The 17705-nt window shown below is 41.9% G+C and carries 16 protein-coding genes and 2 pseudogenes; 15 read left to right on the forward strand and 3 right to left on the reverse strand.

The annotated features are described in order from the left end of the window. The first annotated feature begins 6 nt into the window (after positions 1 to 6). Together SD31_RS04765 and SD31_RS04770 are read left to right on the forward strand one after the other, a co-directional pair. Entirely contained in the window at positions 7 to 1488 is a 1482-nt protein-coding gene (locus SD31_RS04765; protein WP_039053301.1) for a SusD/RagB family nutrient-binding outer membrane lipoprotein, read from the forward strand. A gap of 19 nt (positions 1489 to 1507) precedes the next feature. Then, positions 1508 to 2791, forward strand: coding sequence for a DUF5689 domain-containing protein (locus SD31_RS04770; protein ID WP_039053302.1), 1284 nt, complete (start codon positions 1508 to 1510; stop codon positions 2789 to 2791). 70 nt (positions 2792 to 2861) lie between these two features. On the opposite strand, the gene SD31_RS04775 is transcribed toward SD31_RS04770, so the two are convergent. Next, positions 2862 to 3626 carry a DeoR/GlpR family DNA-binding transcription regulator gene (locus SD31_RS04775; protein WP_039053303.1) on the reverse strand — a complete coding sequence of 255 codons (765 nt, stop codon included), beginning with the start codon at positions 3624 to 3626 and terminating at the stop codon, positions 2862 to 2864. Positions 3627 to 3777: 151 nt separating this feature from the next. On the opposite strand from SD31_RS04775, the gene SD31_RS04780 reads away from it, so the two are divergent. The 13 genes and pseudogenes from SD31_RS04780 (at position 3778) to SD31_RS04825 (ending at position 16024) form a co-directional block, all read left to right on the forward strand. Beyond that, complete coding sequence (locus SD31_RS04780; protein ID WP_039053304.1) at positions 3778 to 4809, forward strand: metallophosphoesterase; 1032 nt, start codon at positions 3778 to 3780, stop codon at positions 4807 to 4809. A gap of 91 nt (positions 4810 to 4900) precedes the next feature. Continuing rightward, positions 4901 to 5131 (forward strand): hypothetical protein, encoded by a 231-nt coding sequence (locus SD31_RS18430; RefSeq protein WP_231561181.1) that lies wholly within the window; start codon positions 4901 to 4903, stop codon positions 5129 to 5131. Beyond that, complete coding sequence (locus SD31_RS04785; protein WP_231561185.1) at positions 5100 to 6167, forward strand: MFS transporter; 1068 nt, start codon at positions 5100 to 5102, stop codon at positions 6165 to 6167. Before SD31_RS18430 ends, SD31_RS04785 begins: the two co-directional genes overlap by 32 nt. Positions 6168 to 6197: 30 nt before the next feature. After that, entirely contained in the window at positions 6198 to 7595 is a 1398-nt protein-coding gene (locus SD31_RS04790) for an FAD-dependent oxidoreductase (protein ID WP_231561182.1), read from the forward strand. Between the two features lie 55 nt (positions 7596 to 7650). Continuing rightward, positions 7651 to 8547, forward strand: a complete 897-nt coding sequence (locus tag SD31_RS04795; protein WP_231561183.1) for an endonuclease/exonuclease/phosphatase family protein — start codon at positions 7651 to 7653, stop codon at positions 8545 to 8547. A gap of 130 nt (positions 8548 to 8677) precedes the next feature. After that, complete coding sequence (locus SD31_RS04800; protein WP_039053307.1) at positions 8678 to 9904, forward strand: MFS transporter; 1227 nt, start codon at positions 8678 to 8680, stop codon at positions 9902 to 9904. Between the two features lie 25 nt (positions 9905 to 9929). Beyond that, positions 9930 to 10940: an NAD(P)-dependent oxidoreductase gene (locus tag SD31_RS04805; RefSeq protein ID WP_039053308.1), complete on the forward strand. Its 1011-nt coding sequence runs from the start codon at positions 9930 to 9932 to the stop codon at positions 10938 to 10940. 2 nt (positions 10941 to 10942) lie between these two features. Beyond that, positions 10943 to 11401: an FGGY family carbohydrate kinase gene (locus SD31_RS18435; protein WP_262506536.1), complete on the forward strand. Its 459-nt coding sequence runs from the start codon at positions 10943 to 10945 to the stop codon at positions 11399 to 11401. Continuing rightward, a complete protein-coding gene (locus SD31_RS18440) occupies positions 11401 to 12384 on the forward strand; it encodes an FGGY family carbohydrate kinase (protein WP_262506537.1) in 984 nt (327 codons plus the stop codon). The genes SD31_RS18435 and SD31_RS18440 overlap by 1 nt, the downstream gene beginning before the upstream one ends. Then, entirely contained in the window at positions 12385 to 13566 is a 1182-nt protein-coding gene (locus SD31_RS04815; protein WP_231561184.1) for an FGGY-family carbohydrate kinase, read from the forward strand. It begins immediately after the preceding gene. Positions 13567 to 13582: 16 nt separating this feature from the next. Continuing rightward, positions 13583 to 13816 (forward strand): annotated as a pseudogene (locus SD31_RS18445) (carbohydrate kinase); the annotation flags it as partial. Then, positions 13816 to 14411, forward strand: a pseudogene (locus SD31_RS04820) (histidine phosphatase family protein). The pseudogenes SD31_RS18445 and SD31_RS04820, both read left to right, overlap by 1 nt. Before the next feature lie 47 nt (positions 14412 to 14458). Next, positions 14459 to 16024: a calcineurin-like phosphoesterase C-terminal domain-containing protein gene (locus tag SD31_RS04825; protein ID WP_039053309.1), complete on the forward strand. Its 1566-nt coding sequence runs from the start codon at positions 14459 to 14461 to the stop codon at positions 16022 to 16024. Between the two features lie 47 nt (positions 16025 to 16071). Here the strand turns inward: SD31_RS04825 and SD31_RS04830 are convergent, their stop codons facing one another. Both SD31_RS04830 and SD31_RS04835 read right to left on the reverse strand, forming a co-directional pair. Further along, entirely contained in the window at positions 16072 to 16521 is a 450-nt protein-coding gene (locus SD31_RS04830; protein WP_039053310.1) for a retropepsin-like aspartic protease, read from the reverse strand. A 71-nt stretch (positions 16522 to 16592) separates the two neighbouring features. After that, complete coding sequence (locus SD31_RS04835) at positions 16593 to 17531, reverse strand: malate dehydrogenase (protein WP_039053311.1); 939 nt, start codon at positions 17529 to 17531, stop codon at positions 16593 to 16595. Positions 17532 to 17705 lie beyond the last annotated feature (174 nt).

Consider the following 17705-nt stretch of genomic DNA (forward strand, 5'->3'; position numbering starts at 1 on the left):
ACGATTATGAATAAGAAAAATATACTTGTTGCTTTTGTCTGTTCCTTGTTCTTGACTTCTTGTACAAAGAACTTTATGGAGCTGAACACGGATCCGAATTCTAGTGAAAAAGCACTACCTGAATATTTGATGGCTAGAGCCTTGACTCAAACGGTCACCAACAATATGAGCCGGACGCGTACACTCACCAATGAGCTGATGCAGGTTACTGTAAATACCTTAGTGGAGACAGATCGTATCTTCCGATACGACATTGCCAACAGTGTGTCAGAAGCTCCGTGGAACAACTGGTTCTTACAGCTGACCAATTTCAAAGATATGTATAAAAGTGCCCCGGAAGGATATGCAGGTAACGAGAAACTGATTAATTCGTTTAAGGGTATATCGTTGATCTGTCAGGCTTGGGTGTATTCTATGATTACGGATACATATGGAGATATCCCTTATTTTACCTCTAACCTCGGAGGTACTTCCGGTATCTTTACACCAAAATTTGACAGACAAAAAGAAATTTATCTGGATTTGTTCGAACGCTTGGAGGAGGCTAATGAGCTGCTATCCAATGCTTCGAACATCAAGGCAACAAGCGATCCAGTGTACAAGGGGAATATCAGCTACTGGCGAAAACTTGGAAACTCTTTGTATCTGAGGTTGTTGTTGCGTGCTTCATATAAGGAAGAAGTGCAAGATTTTGTGTTTGAAAAAATCAGAGAGATTGTAGAGACCAACAAAGCCAACTATCCATTGATTTCCTCTAATGATGAGTCGGCTATACTGCGTTGGACAGGTGTTGCTCCTTATGCTTCTCCTTATGTGACTTTGACCGATGCGCAATGGAAACAGCCTAAGGCTGCCAGCTTCTTTGTGGATAAGTTGTTGTATTATAATGATCCTTGTATTGACGCATGGTTGGCAAAACATAATGGTGAATATGAAGGTATTCCTAGTGGTTATACGGTAGGTCAGACGCCTGAAGGAAGGTCTACGTTGGCTGCTACGTTGAAGTCTAGTCCATTGACAGGCAACATCATGAATTATGGTGAAGTGCAGCTTATATTGGCTGAAATTGCTGCCCGTGAGCTCGTAACTTCTGCTGCCGGAACAGCACAAAGCTTCTATAATGCCGGCGTGACGGCACGTATCACTCTGTGGGGAAAATCTTCTTCTGCAGCTTCTACCTATCTAGCCAATCCAAATGTGGCTTGGGATAACACTTTATCTTTGGATGAAAAGATGGAGAAGATTCATTATCAGAAGTATCTGACCTTGCTCTATACCGATATTCAGGCGTGGGCCGAGTACCGTCGTACCGGTCATCCTGTGTTGCCTAAAGGTCCAGGATTGATGAATGATGCTATTATGCCAACTAGATTATATTATCCTAGCTCGGTACAGGCATCCAATCCGGCAAACTATAAGGAAGCTGTGGATATTCAAGGTCCGGACAACCTTAAAACATTGACATGGTGGCAGACTCAAACTCATTAAAAATAAATCCCATCCGGTTATGAAAAATATTAAACAGTTTATTCAGATATGCTGTCTAGCAATAGTTGCTACAGCCTGTGAATTGGATATGCCCATCACGGGAGATCCCAATCCCAATCTTTCTATCTATGATTTGAGAAAGATATATAACGAAACTCCGGTGGTATTGGCAAAATCCAATATGAAAGCAGCGGTTTCCATCACGGGAGTAGTCATCTCGGACGTCGAATCAGGCAATGCGCCGAGTGGAAAAATTGTTCTGCAAGGGTATAAAGGTAATATGGTAAGCGGTATAGCCTTGGACGTGGGCTCGGAAGCTTCCCAATATAGATATGGAGACTCGCTAGTGGTTAAAGTGGAAGGTTTGACATTGACACGAAAGGACGGAGTGCTAACCGTAGAAAATGTTCCTGCGGCTTCCATAGAAAGGGTCGCTAGCGGAAAATCCCCACTAATAAGTGCTACATTTAGCTCTATCTCTGCATTGGAGGCAGAGGTAGATAAGTATGAAAGTACGTTGATAGCTTTGAATTCCATGTTTGTCGTGGATCCCGAGGTAGGAAAGAAATTTGCTCACAACTTGAAAATTACGGATTGGGTATCAGAAATAGAGGTGCCTGTAAATGCAGGAGCAGTTTTCGCCAACCAAGAGGTGAGCAATTTGGCCAATTATACCTTCTTGTTGCAGAGAAACGCGCAAGGTTCTCCGGTTTTGCTTTTACAGCGGCTAGAGCATGTGGAAGAAATGGAGATGGAGCCGTACAGACCGGGAGAGTTGTACGAAGGTTTCCCAGAAGATTTTTCGGATAAAATAGGAGGCTCGTCCAACCTGAATCATGATATTGTTCTTCCTACAAGCGGTTTGCCATGGATTTTTAGAGGGGCCTATATCTTGAATTCCGGTAACTTTACCCATACCAATGGATATGTAAACAGTACCAATAAGGGGGATCAAACAGGGTTGATGATGACAGGGCCCGAAGGATCGTATATTGAGCTGAACAAAAACCTATATTATGGCGCTAGTAAAATGGAACTTTATCTTTATCCGGCAACAGCTACGGATGCCGGGGCGGGCAAGTTGCCATTGCAGGTAAGTATCTCTTATTCCAAAGATAGCGGTGTGACCTGGCATCAGATAGGTGATTTGATTACCATTACAGAGAACAAACGTTATCCGGACGGTCCTATTCCTCTGGATATAGACGGTATAGTCCGCTTTAGGATTACTTTGGTGAAAAAAGGAGCTAACAATGATGGCGGTCGTCTAGGGATAGATTATATACGTATCTACCAGAAATAGATATATGATAAAACGTGAAAACCTCAGCTGTGGCTGAGGTTTTCTTTTTTTATGGAGGAAATGAAATTTCTTAAGCAACAATAACTTTTATACCTATTTCTTCCAATGCACTGATATAGTTGGATGGAGTTTTGGAGTCTGTAATAATGTAGTCAACGTCTTCCAGCTGACATACCTTACCAAGACCACGACGTCCAAACTTGGTGTTATCCGCAAGGATGACGACTTTCTGTGCCGTGGAAAGCATTTTTTGATTCAATGTAGCTTCAGTAAGGTTGCTTATAGTGATGCCGAACTCAAGGTCTATTCCGTCGACTCCTAAAAACAAAATACCGCAAGAAACATCATCCAAAATACGCATAGCGTATTGTCCTGCCACGGAAGAAGAGTTTGGACGTATCAAACCTCCTAACTGCAACACCTCGATGTTAGATTTGTTGCAGAGCTCTAAAGCAACTTTTAAAGCCGGCGTGATTACAGTCAAACAGTGCGTGGGGTTAAGATGTCTCGCTAAAGCGTAAGCCGTAGTTCCTGACCCTATCATGATAGAATCATTATCTTTAATCATCTCCACAGCTTTTTTTGCTATCTTATTTTTCTCTTCCGAGTTGATGAATTCTTTTACTAGGATAGGGCGGTCAATGGCATAAGGGTTGCTGTTGGAAGCCCCCCCTTTGGTTCTGAAAAGAAGGTTCTTTTCCTCTAGGATTTTTAAATCCTTTCGAATAGTAACACTCGAAACGTTCATCTCCTCACAAAGCTCCTGAATCGAAACTTTGTTCTTCTCTTTAATTTTCTTCAGAATATACTCGTGTCTATCCGTAATATTTTTCATGGATAATTGATTAATATATTACGAAAATAAGGAATATCCTCGATATTTTGTAACAAAAAAATAATATTAAAATATCTTTAATTTTGTTTACAAAACTTAAATTTACCTTTCGATAACCAAAATTATATGTCTATGAAAAAAAATAATTGCTTTGCTGTTAGCAGCCCTATTATGGGTAGTTGCCTTAATTGCTCAGCAAAATCCAGGAGTTTTTACCATTGCTCTATTACCGGATACCCAGTATTATACAGCTAAAAAACATAATGGTACGGTTCAGATGTTTCAAAATCAGATCGATTGGATAAGGGCTAATGCATTAAAAGAGAATATTGCTTATGTTATCCACTTGGGAGACATGTCGGATCATGGTGAGAAAAGGCTGAAAGAATGGGAAATAGGAGCGAAGATAATGTATCAGTTGGAGCAACCTATTGAAGGATATCCAGAGGGTATACCCTATGGTGTGGCGATAGGCAATCACGATACTACACCTATGGGAACTCCGGGAGCTATGAAAGAGGGGTATCCTAAATATTTTGGATTAGAACATTTTTCGGGAAAATCCTATTATGGTGGTGCCTTCGAAAATCAAGCTACCAGCGAGAACCATTATAGTCTATTCTCTGCTGGAGGTAAGGATTTTATTGTCATCTTCATCGGGTATAACGAGAAAACAGCCAAGACGGAGAAAAATGAAGAATTGGAGGAGCGTGTGTTCAAATGGGCAGGAAAGCTTCTTAGAGAACACAAAAACAGAAAAGCTATAATCGTAAGCCATTCTCTTTTACGCAGACCGGAAGGGAGTGAAAGTATGTACTATCCGGATAAGGGATATAATGGAAAAGCTAAGCCTAACTTCACTCCACAAGGAAAGGCTATCTATAATTTCTTTAAGGATTATACCAATGTCTTTCTCATGTTAGGGGGGCATATTTCGGGAGAAGCACATCGTGTGGATCTCTATAAAGGCAATAAAATCAAATCTATTTTGACGGACTACCAAAGTCGTAGAAAAGCTCCTTTCGGTGAAGAAGACCGTAATGGAGGAGGTGGTCTTATGCGTACTTTGACATTAGATATACCTAACAACAAGCTGTATGTGAAGACATTTACACCGTTGTCGGCTACGGAAGTCGTGTATGAAAGAGATAATGACAGTGAATATGTTTTGGATTTATTTTAAAAACATTTAATTTTCTTAAATTATTTTATTTTTTGTTTTTAATTTTTATATTTGATTTACAATAAAGCGAGATAACCTTTTTTATAAGCCTATGTCAAGATTTGTGCTGCCGATAAAGCCATCGCGTCGTCGCTGGTTTATTATTTCAGTAATATTTTTAGCAATAGTATTCAATTATTTTGATAGACAGATTGTTTCTATTTTGAAGCCGATGCTTAAAGAGGAGTTTAGTCTTGGGGATGATGGCTATGCGTTGGTATTGAATGTATTTATCGATATTTTATGCTTTGATGTATCCGGTGGCGGGATGGTTGGTAGATAAGTTTGGCGAGCGTCGGGTGATGTTGGGGGGGATTATCGGGTGGTCGGTAGCCTGTCTGGGGGGCGGGATATCTCGGACGTTTGGTTCTTTTTTGTTTTTCAGGGGACTGTTGGGAGCTGCAGAGCCTACCAATTTTCCGGCGCAGATTAAGGTTGTCGCCGTCTGGTTTTCCGGAAAGCTGAGAGCTACAGCCAATAGTCTGTGTGTTGCGGGGAGTTCGATAGGAGCAATCATTGCGCCACCATTGGTTGCTTGGCTGGCCATGCAATTCAATTTCCACATGGTGTTTATTGTAGCCGGAGTGGTGGGGTTGATTATTGCATTATTATGGTTTTTGATTTATACGGAGCCACCGGCAGAGGTAAGGCAAGAAGTAGAAAGGGAAAATCCGGTGAAGGATTCTGGAAGAAGCTTTACTTGGGGACAGCTATGGACGACTAAATCATTATGGGGTATCCTGATTATCCGTTTTGTAAGTGATCCGGTTTGGTATTTTTGTTTGTTCTGGCTTCCAGGATATCTGCAAGAAGAGTCGGGGCTTACATTGGCGCAAATAGGTATGTTTGGTTGGATTCCTTTTTTGGTGGCTGACCTAGGAGCTATAGGTACGGCAGCGTGGTCGGATAGGATGGTGCGTAATGGCAAGGAGCCTTTGTTGGCTCGAAAGATCATGTTAACCTCCGTAGCGGTATTGGCGCCTTTATGCTGTCTTACTACCTATGTGTCGAATCCATTTTTGACGATCCTTATATTTGCTTTAGTGGCGGTAGCATGTCTAAGCTGGCTGTTCACTTTAAGTGTAGTTATCGCTGAAGCTTTTCCGGTGAAAAATGTGGCGTCTGTATTAGGTATCGCAGGAGGTTTTGGAGCTTTGGGTGCTGTGCTTTTCAATTATTTCGTAGGGCAGATGATGGGTTCAGTAGGTGCGGGCACCATCTTCATTGCTATGGCCTTCATGCATCCTATTGCGGTATTGGTATTATGGACAATGATCAAAAGGGAAAAAGTTCCCGCTTTAGAAACAGAAAACAATTAGTTGCGTAAAGAAAATATTAAATAAAATATTATGAGTGAAGTGAAAACAATACTTGAGCCGGCACGTGAAATTCCTGTGCGCTTGGATGTGGATGTGCTTGTAGTTGGTGGGGGACCTGCTGGGATTATTGCGGCTCAGGCGGCTGCTTCCGATGGTTTGAAAGTAGCTTTGATTGAGAGTAGAAGCTTTGTTGGCGGCAATATGACTATCGGTTTGCCGGTATTGGGATTCTTGGGCCAAAAAGGTAATACAGATTATCAAAGGGTTGCCGACAAAAGATTTATCGACAGACTTAAAGCTATCGATGCGGCGTCGGAGCATAGACCGTGTCCTTTACATATGAGTTTGACCTTGGTGGAGCCTGAGGCGGTCAAGAATGTAGGGCTGCAGGTGCTGGAGGAAGCTGGAGTGAAAGTATTGTTATATGTTTTTGCTTCAGGTGTAGTGATGGAAGGGGATGAGCTCAAAGGTGTCATCATCGAAAGCAAATCAGGAAGGGAAGCTATCCTAGCAAAAACAATAATAGATTGTACGGGAGATGCGGATATCGCTTATAAAGCAGGGGTAGAGTGTGAGCAGGGAAATGACTTCGGCGGCACACAGCCTCCTACACTGATGTTCTGTATGGCGGGTGTTGATACAGAAAAGCTTAGAATGTCCATCGCCGAGGAGCCTCGTACTTACCTTACCGATTTTATTCCTGCAGAATATTTCGGACAGAACCACCAATTTATTGTGGTGGGGTTACGATCGGTTATGGCTAAGGCGCGTGAAGCAGGATATAATTTGCCTGTAGAGCGTACCATCCTCATCACCGGGTTGAGAGAAGGGGAAATCTGGGTTAACATGTCTCGTATCAATGGTGTAGACGGAACCAACCCTGAGAGTCTGACTTTCGGTGAGATGGAAGGACGTCGTCAGATCGAGGAAATCCAACGTTATCTGAAAGGGTTCGTTCCAGGATTTGAGAATGCGAGATTCACCAAGATGGCGCCGTTTTTAGGTATACGTGAGACCCGTCGTATAGTAGGAAAATATGTGTTGACAGCTGACGATCTTCTTTCTTGCAGACGATTTGATGATGCTATAGCTGTGGCAAGTTATCCTTTAGACATACATCACCCTGAAGGTGGAGACTGTACTTTGAAATGGTGTGGTGACAGCTACGATATTCCATATCGTTCGTTAGTGCCTGCTAAAGTGAAAAACTTGTTGGTTGCAGGGCGTTCTATTTCTACTACTCATGAGGCCATGTCAGCCATTCGTGTGATGGCTCCTTGTATGGCTATGGGAGAGGCAGCAGGACGTGCAGCGAAGATTGCTGTTCGTAAAGGAATTCAGCCGGCAGAGGTAGATGTCAATGAGCTTAGAGCTGAGTTGATTGCTGAAGGTGCTTATTTAGGTGAAAATGTATTAGTGAATAACTAGTATTTATATGTTTGAGAATGATGATAAAAAGCCCGCTTCTTCTAGAAGGGGCTTTTTGCAAAAATTAGGACTTCTTTCCGGTGCTGTTTTGTTTTCCGGAGAGCAAACTTTTGCCTATAGTGCAGATGTTTTGCAGGGCAAGAGCGATTTGAGAGTTATGACCTGCAACATACGGGTTGATCTTCCGGAGGATGAAAAGACAGGCAACGGCTGGAAAACCAGAAAAGAAGCTTGTGTGAAAGTTATTAAAAATCAAAAAGCTGACATCATCGGTTTTCAGGAAGTACTGGCGAATCAGTTTGAAGATCTAAAAAAAGGTTTATCAGATTATTTTGCTTTAGGCTTTGACGGCCCCGAGATGGACATGTATAAAGAAGGATATCACGGCATAGCCAAAAATCCGATATTCTTTTCCAAGAAGAGGTTTGAATTGTTGACGGCCGGAGGATATTGGCTTTCGGAAACACCATTGAAGGCGGGTAGCATTTCTTGGGAATCGGCACGTGCAAGAAACGCTTTTTGGGTTCGTCTGAAAGATAAGAAAACAGGAAAGCAAATCCGTGTCGTAAACCTTCACCTAGATCACGTGAAAGAAGAAGCTCGTGTCGAGCAGATTAAAATGGTGTTGGACGAAAGCGCCCAATATCAGCCGGATTTTATACAAATCATGACCGGAGATTTCAATGCAGGGCCAAATTCGCAAGTAGTAAAGACTGTATTGAGTAGCGGATGGAAAGATTCTTATACAAAGGTGGGACCGAATGGCAAGGTAGAGGGGACAACACATGCATTCAAACCCCACGACAAAGAGAGAGCCGCGAAAGCAAAAAAGATAGATTATATCTTTACGAGAGGACCTATCGAGTCTGTAGATTCACATATCATAAAAGATAATTATAAAGGGATTTATCCGAGTGACCATTATTTTGTGGTTGCTACATTCCGATTGTAATAGTTATAGTTTGTTTAGATTCTTTTAAAAGAGCTTGCGAAAGCTCTTTTTTTTTATTTCAAAATCTTTTTTTTTTATTAAGAATACTTATATTAGTCATGCATAACCAATAAAACCTACGACAAAAATTATGATACAGGAAAGTTTTTATAACAAGGTGGGCTTACCTGAAAACTTAAAATGGGGCTACTTGGGGATTTTAATCTTCATGATGGGAGATGGCGTGGAACAAGGGTGGTTGAGTCCCTATCTGGTAGAGCACGGTATGTCCATACAGCAATCTGCCAGTCTATTTACCATTTATGGGATTACTATTGCTATTTCTTCTTGGTTTTCAGGAGTTTTGGCAGAAAGTTATGGCCCTCGGAAAGCAATGTGGATGGGGGTATTACTTTATATTATTGGCACGATAGGATTTGTTGGTTTGGGAATGGCCAATCTGGATTTTACGACCATGATGATATTTTATGCGATAAGAGGGTTTGGATATCCTTTGTTTGCTTATTCATTCATGGTATGGATTACTTATAAGGCTCCTAAACAAAAGTTAAGTGCTGCGGTAGGATGGTTTTGGTTTGTATTTACCGGAGGGCTTAATGTCTTGGGGGCATATTACTCGAGCTGGGCAATCCTCAGCTTAGGGTACAGCAATACTTTATGGAGTTCTATCGTATGGGTTTTGGTGGGGGCTTTCTTTGCGTTGGTACTTAACAAAGATAAGTTTGATTTGGGAAGTTCCAATAAGTCGAAGGCACAAGAGCTTATCAACGGTCTTACGATAGTAAAGAAGGAACCTAAAGTTTTGTTGGGAGGAATTGTACGTGTAATCAACACTACGGCACAGTTTGCTTTTCCTGTTTTTCTACCGATGTATATGGCTGAACATGGCTTTGAGACTACAGAATGGTTACGTATCTGGGGGACCATTTTCACGAGCAATATCATCTTCAATCTGATTTTCGGTTTGGTGGGTGATCGTTTGGGCTGGCAGAATACCATTATGTGGTTTGGAGGTGTAGGCTGTGCTGTCACCACAGTGTTGTTTTATTATTCGCCGGTGTGGTTTGACGGTAATTATTGGGCGGTGATGGCAAGTGGTGTGGCGTGGGGTGCTTTGCTGGCGGGATATGTACCGCTGTCGGCATTGGTGCCTTCTTTGGTGAAGGAAGACAAAGGTGCTGCCATGGCTATACTTAATTTAGGTGCCGGCTTGCCTGTATTTGTAGGTCCTGCTTTGGTGGGGCTATTGATTGCTGCGATAGGTAATTCAGGCGTAATATGGGTCTTAGCGGGCCTATACGTTCTTAGTGCCATATTAACGAAGTTTATAACATTAGATAAGTCAGAAGAAAATTAAATAGTTATTTAGAAGTCGAAATATTATGAAAGTTTTATTAACAGCTCCTTACGAGAATAAAGATGCTTTGAAGGAATTAGAAGGTTTATTTGATGAGGTGATTTACCGATCTTGGAAACCACATGGTAGAGCTTATAATCCGCAGGAACTTATAGAAATGTTGAAGGAGACAGGAGCTGATGCTTTGATTTCTGAACATGATGAAATTACGGCTGAAGTTCTTTATGCAAATCCGCATCTTAAATTTGTAGGGATCTGCAGAGGTACTCCATCCAATATAGATTTGGCGGTGGCTACAGAACTTGGCATCCCGGTCTTCAATACTCCGGCAAGAAATGCACAAGCGGTAGCTGAAATGTTTATTGCCAATGTGATTACCATTATGCGCAACACCTTGCCAGCTATCCAGTGGTTGGAAGGAAAGAATTGGGGTGAAGGAGCACATACTTCGTACCTTCAGTTCAAAGGAAATGAGATAGCAGGAAAGAAAGTAGGTATGGTAGGCTTCGGCGCGGTAGGTCAATACATTGCTCGCATGTTGAAGGAGTTTCCCGCTCATATCTATTATTATGATCCTTACTATACAGACCCTAATCCAGACTTTAAGAAGGTAAGTTTGGAAGAAATATTCTCTAAATGTGATATAGTAGGTATCCATCTTCCTGTAACTGCTGAAACTAAAGGAATGATTGATAAGCGCTATCTATCGTTGATGAAGAAAGATGCCATCTTTGTCAATACGGCACGAGCAGTGGTGGTAAATAGAGAAGATCTTCTGGAACTTATCGAAGGAGAAAAAATCCGAGGTGCTGTGTTGGATGTGTTTTACCATGAACCACCCGATGAAATCGATTACAGAATGATCCTGCATAAAAATGTGTTGGCTACGCCACATATTGCCGGGGCGACACATGAGGTGGAAGACCATCATGCTTTCATTATGAACAATAATCTTCGTGAGTATTTTCATAATGGAAACAAGAAAATAAAACAATTGGTAAATAAAGCTGTGTTGGAAACTATTGACGAAATCTAATTATGGCTAGGCAAGGACATTTAATAGTAGATATCGGTACAGGCAATGCGCGTGTAGGCGTGGTCTCCACGGATGGAGAGATACTGTCTATTAAGCGGGAAAACGTACATTACATCACTGACGAAAATTACGAAGAGTCTATATACTTTGAGCCTGACGAGCTTTGGAGTCAAATTACAAGACTTTCCAAAGAAGCCTTGCAGGAGGCCGGTGATATAGATATCAGAGCCATCACAGCTACCAGTCAACGCGAAGGTATTGTAGTGGTCGATAGGGAGGGAAATTCTTTGTTAGGAATGCCTAACATAGACCACAGAGGTAGAAAGTGGGAAAAAGATCTAAAAGATAAAGACCTTGTTTATGAGTTGTCCGGACGTTATCCTACATCCCTTTTTTCAGCATTCAAGCTGGTAGCTTACGTGCCGTTTATCCGGATCAATTTGCGAAGGTTTCCTGTGTGATGAGTATCTCGGACTGGATACAGTTTAAATTTTCTGGCGTAGAAGCTTATGAACATTCGCAGGCATCGGAGACCTTGCTCTATGACGTAGAAGCGAAAAAATGGTCAGACGTATTGCTGAGTCTGTTTGATTTGTCTATGTCAATATTACCTGAACTTAAAGATTCTGGAAGTATCCTAGGAAAGATATTACCTGCGGTTGCCGAACAATACGGCATATCAAAAGATGCTGTTGTGGTAGTGGGAGGTAGTGATACCCAACTAGCTATACGCAGTATGGAACCTTCACCTAACGACGTGGTGATCGTGTCAGGTACTACTACGCCTATTATCAAGATTGTCAGCACATTTGAGAAGGATCCAGATCAACGTACATGGACAAGTCGCCATATCGATAAAGATAATTTTATTTTGGAGGCCAACGCCGGCGTTACAGGACTTAACTATCAACGTCTTAAAGAGATTTTCTACCCTAACGAAGGATATGATGTCATAGAAAAAGAACTTGTTGAAACAACATATTTTCAGTGTGTGGCTTCTTTAGGATCTTTGATTGCCGATGAGGAGGAACCATTGGTCAAAGGTGGTTTTATTTTTAATGCACCTGTTTCGCACCAGCTTACCCGAGGCAGCTTTGTCTTCTCCATCCTGTGGGATATTGCATGTTCTATTTATGAGAACTATAAATTTTTGTGTGATGTTTCTTCGCACAATGAAAGCTATATCTGGGCCTGTGGTGGGGGAGTACAGAGTAGGTCATTACGTCAGTATTTGGCCAATCTTTTAGGCAAGAGCATCCGTATCCGCAATACATTCCGTCAGGCATCGGTGCTGGGAGGGGCTTTTATCTGTAATGAAGCGCTAGGAATTCCTAATGAGACGCCTTCGGTGTTAGAAGAAACCTTCCCTCGTGAACAGGAAAAATTTGAAAGTCTTTATCAGGAATGGAAAAAGGCGCGTAAGACATTTAAACACGTTTCGTAGATGAGAACATTCTTTTTCGGTGTAGATATAGGTACGCAGGGAGCACGTGTAGTCTTGGTGGATGAATACGGAGAGGTGGTAGGCGCTGGAGAGAAAAAGTTTGCGCTGAGTGAGGGCTTCCGTGAGGAACAGAATCCCGATATGTGGTGGGAATGTTGTCTGGAAATCGTAGACCACATAGTGGAAAACTTAAATATCGACAAAAATAAAATCCGTGCGATTTCTGTTACTTCTACATCAGGGACAGTAATTCCTCTGGATAGTAGTAATCGACCGTTGCATAATGCCATAATGTATAGCGATCCACGATCCGCAGAACAAGGCAAACGTATAAAGCATCTTGCTACACAGTATAATCCTAATGCATATACCGGATTTAACGCTTCTAGCGGGATTAGTAAAATGGTATGGTTTGTAGAAACTTATCCCGAAAAGGTGGGGGCTATACATACTTGGATTCATGCTTCAGATTATATTGTAGGTAAACTGTCGGGTAACTACCGTATTACGGACTATACAAACGTGTTAAAGTCTGCGTATGATCTCGAAAAGCAACAATGGCCAAGCTATATTTTTGATGAATTAGGTCTTAAGCCCGAATGGTTGCAGGAGGTAGTCCCTTCTGGAACGGTAGTGGGTAAGCTGGATAAAAGTCTGGCAGCACGATGGAATCTTCCGGAATTGGATGTCGTAGTAGGTATTACGGACGGATGTGCCAGCCAGATGGCTTCGGGGGCCGTGACGCCGGGAAGTTGGAATACTACCATAGGTACTACACTAGTGATCAAAGGCGTTACCGAACGTAATGTGGTAGACCCTCTGGGAAGGCTATACAGCCATAGACATCCAGAAGGCTACTGGATGCCGGGAGGCGCAAGTAATACCGGTGCCGATTGGATATCATTAGACTATAAGGGACAAGATTTGGGAGAGCTGAATGGTATAGCTGCCACATTGATACCTACGGGATTAGTGGCATGGCCTCTGCTACAAGACGGAGAGCGATATCCGGTAATGTCGCCCCAGGCGCGACGTATAGTGCCGGACACAGCTTCTAAAGAGCTGCTTTACGCAGCCAACTTAGAAGGAGTGGCCTTCATCGAAAAACTTGCATACGAGATCATAGAAGAGCTCTCACAAAGAAAAAGTCAATGCTGTCTATACGGCAGGAGGAGGAAGTAAGAGTGATGTATGGTTAGCCATTCGAGCTTCTGTGCTTAATGTGCCTATCCATAAATGTAAAGAGGCTGGAGGAGCATTAGGCGCTGCCATTATGGCCGCCTCAAAGACATACTACAACTCTCTGACGGAGGCAGCCAAAGCCATGACAAAGGTGGAAAAGACAGTATTGCCGGATGAGGAACTTGTCAATGCTTATACTGAACAATATCAATTATTTAAGGATAAATTAAAAGAACTTAATTACATATAATGGTTACTATTTGTTTGCTTAGACACGGAGAGACAGCTTATAATGCTGATGGCAACAGATATTGCGGGCGCACGGACGTAGACTTACAGAAAGGGGAATAGCCCAGGCAAACAGAATGAAGGAATTGTTGAAGGACTTTACCTTTGACGCTATATTTTCTTCGCCTCTAAAGAGGGCACAGATGACAGCAGGAATTGCTTCGGGCCGTCCGGTGGATGTTGTCACTGATAGTAGATTGATAGAGGTAGACTTTGGTGAATGGGAAGGTAAACGCCCTGAAGAATTCCAAAGTGAAGATCCTGAATCGTGGAGCAAGTGGCTGACCGATCCCGAAACACATAGAGCAGGACGTACTGGAGAAACCGCCAAAGAAGTGATTGACCGTCTAGATGATTTTTATCAGGAATTATTGGAAAGATATGAGGATAAAACGGTGCTTATTGTTGGTCACAATGGCGTAAACAGATTTTTTATGGCTTCCAAGTTGGGAATGCCTTTAAAAAACTATAGAAGGTTGGTGCAGGAAAACTCTGCCCTTACTTTAGTTAAGTTGATAAGCAAAGACGAGATACAGCTGTTGAAGCTGAATGCCTGACAGCTGACCTACACCTTAAATGATAATGACACTTAATAAATCTTATTATGAAAAAGTATCTTAATTTTTTAATCTACTTTCTTGCATTCACGCTGGTGGGCATTGGATGTGGCAAGTCTACATCGGATCCCGTATTGGAGGATACACCAGGGGTAGAAGACCCTAGTAAAAAGCTTTCAAATATTGTTCTAGAGCAGGGAAATAATGTGTATGGTCATGTGGTAGACGCTGATTATAATCCTATTCCCGATGTGGTGGTAAGTGATGGATATTCAGTCGTGAAGACCAACGCTAAAGGGGAATATCAATTTAAGAAGAATAGCAAAGCTACCTTTGTATATTATTCCACTCCTGCAGGATATGAAGTCAATGTAGCGACAGGGCGCAATATGGCTTTGTTTTATGCTACACTGAGTAGCTCTGATGCACCACAAAAGCATGATTTTATCTTGAAAAAGCTTACTACCAATGAATCCAAATTCTATTTATATGCCATTGGTGATCCACAGGTAGCCAACAGCAACGAGGTAGACCGTTTTAACAACGAGACCATGGCGGATATCAAAGAGCAGCTAGCTACATCTTCCTTGCCGGCTTATGGTATTTCGTTGGGAGATATCGTTGCCGATCAGCCTAGTCTGTTTAACGCCATGAAAACAGCTCTCGGTTCTTCGTCGATGAAGGTATTCACCACTATCGGTAACCACGACAAGACAGGTGGTAATGCGACAACTCCAAGAAATTCAACGACCTTTGAAACACAATATGGTCCATTGAATTATTCGTTCAACAGAGGTGACGTACATTTTGTGTGTATGGACAATGTGGTGTTCAGCAACAATTCCAGCTATAGCTTAGGATTTAGTAACGAGCAGCTGGACTGGTTGGAAAAAGATCTTTCCTTCGTTCCGAAAGACAAGCTTTTGATTCTTTATTACCATATGCCAATACGTGGTACGAACTTCTCTACCCGCTCTCGATTATTTAATCTTATAAAGGATTTTAAAGAGGTACATCTGATGGCCGGCCACACACATTATAATGAAAACTATATCCACAATGTGTCTGGAAAAGAAATTTATGAGCATGTACATGCTGCAGCATGTGGTGCATGGTGGAAATCTACTATCAATGGTGACGGCACACCAAATGGTTATGCTATCTACGAAATTGACGGCACAACTGTGAAAAATTGGATCTACAAACCCACAAAGCTTCCAAGCACCTTTCAGATTCGCCTTCATAAAGGAAATGCCTCCTACGGCGGCACCTATGGATTCTACTCGTACAACGAGCCAGAAAATCGCTTGATAGCCAACGTGTGGAATGCAGACCCAGAATGGAAGATAGAAGTATATGTAGGAAATCAGAAACTGGGTAACATGACATTGAAAACAGCCTTGAATAAAGACGCTTGGTCTTTGGGGTATCACTTAGGAGTACTCAACAGAAATCCAGATAACTATACGACAGCGACAAAACATCTTTATGTTTTCGACCTGCCGGATAATACAGCCTACAATTCGGTGAAGGTTGTTGCTACAGACAGGTTCGGAAGAACCTATGAGCAGTCAACATTGACTACAGATTTACAAGCAGCTATTTCTTATTAAGTGTGTCATATCATTTGTAGCAAGAAGCCATCCTTTATGGATGGCTTCTATTTTTTGTATAGAGGAGAAGGCCTGTCGTTGAGTTGAAGTGTTTTCTTTTTATAGTTGATTACCGCTCCATATTTGTACAGTATGTCGCCGCCTAATACCCCTACTACCGGGTCAGCATTGATCTGACTATAAGCATAATTTATGGTGGAAAGATCCAAAACGGCAACCTCAAAATTTTTGCATTCCCATGCTCCTATACGTAGATAGGGAAGGGTAAATACTGCGGACTGCATTTCATTCGTTCCTAAGCCCGAAGAGAGGATACTCGTCGTTACGAGTTTTTGTTCATCTATTCCAGCCTGAAGGAGTGTGTTTTTGTCCAATACGGTCTTTGAAGCTCCCGTATCCAATACCATCTTGAAAGGTTTGTCTAAAATTTCTATATGCAGAATAAGGTGAAACCCTTCTTTTTCTAGGGCTAAAATTTCTAATGGAATTATTTTCATACATCAAACAAAAAAAGAAAAGGACTTTGGGTAAAGTCCTCTCAAAGATAAGATATTGTTCAATATGCTTTTTAAATAATGTTGTTATCTTTCAATACCTGATTCATCTTTCTTACAGCTTGAGCGCTGTCTTCAAATTTGGCGCTTTCCTCGGCATCAAGATCTAGTGGAACGATCTTGTCCCAACCGTTTTTATTGAGGATTACGGGCACCCCGATACAGATGTCCTCTTGCCCGAATTCGCCTTCCAGATAGACGGAAGCGGTGAAAAGTTTATTTTGGTCCAAGGCTATGCTCTCCACCATGGCGGCAGCAGCAGCTCCAGGCGCATACCAAGCCGATGTACCTATAAGTGCGGTAAGGGTTGCTCCTCCTACCATAGTCTTGTGGACGATTTCTGCCTTCTCCTCTTCTGTAAGGAAATTTTTCACAGGAATGCTGTTCCATGTAGCCTTGTTGATAAGAGGAATCATGGTTGTATCTCCATGACCGCCAATTACAATGGCATTCAGGTCGGCAGGGGAAGCGTTCAGTTTGGTGGCTATTTGGTATTTGAATCTTGAAGAATCCAAAGCACCTCCCATACCTATGATTCTGTTTTTTGGGAGTCCGGAGACTTTTAATGCTAAGTATGTCATCGTATCCATAGGGTTGGAAACAATGAGAATCGTTATATCAGGAGAATGTTTTATCAGGTTCTGGACTACCTCTTTGACAATATTGGCATTTGTTCCGATAAGCTCTTCGCGTGTCATTCCAGGTTTACGTGGAATGCCGGAAGTGATAACAGCGATGGATGAACCGGCAGTTTGCAAATAGTCGTTAGTGACACCTTTGATTTTGGTATCAAAGCCCAATAGAGCAGATGTTTGCATCATATCCTGAGCTTTGCCTTCAGCAAAACCTTCCTTAATGTCCAATAAAACTACTTCTTCGGCAAAATTTCTTCTGGCAATATTATCTGCTGTGGTTGCACCCACAGCTCCGGCACCAATAACTGTTATTTTCATAATTAGATGATTTGTTTATTGATTAAATATAATTAAAAATCAATGAATTATAAAAGTCGCTTTGGTGATAAAAAATATCCTTTATGTTTAGAAAGGATATCCTATGGCCAAATTGAAGATCAGTTGTCCCGTCTCCAACGAACGAACTGCCGAAATCGATGTTTTTATTACCCA

The organism is Sphingobacterium sp. T2, assembly GCF_000814685.1.
Classification (GTDB): domain Bacteria; phylum Bacteroidota; class Bacteroidia; order Sphingobacteriales; family Sphingobacteriaceae; genus Sphingobacterium; species Sphingobacterium thermophilum.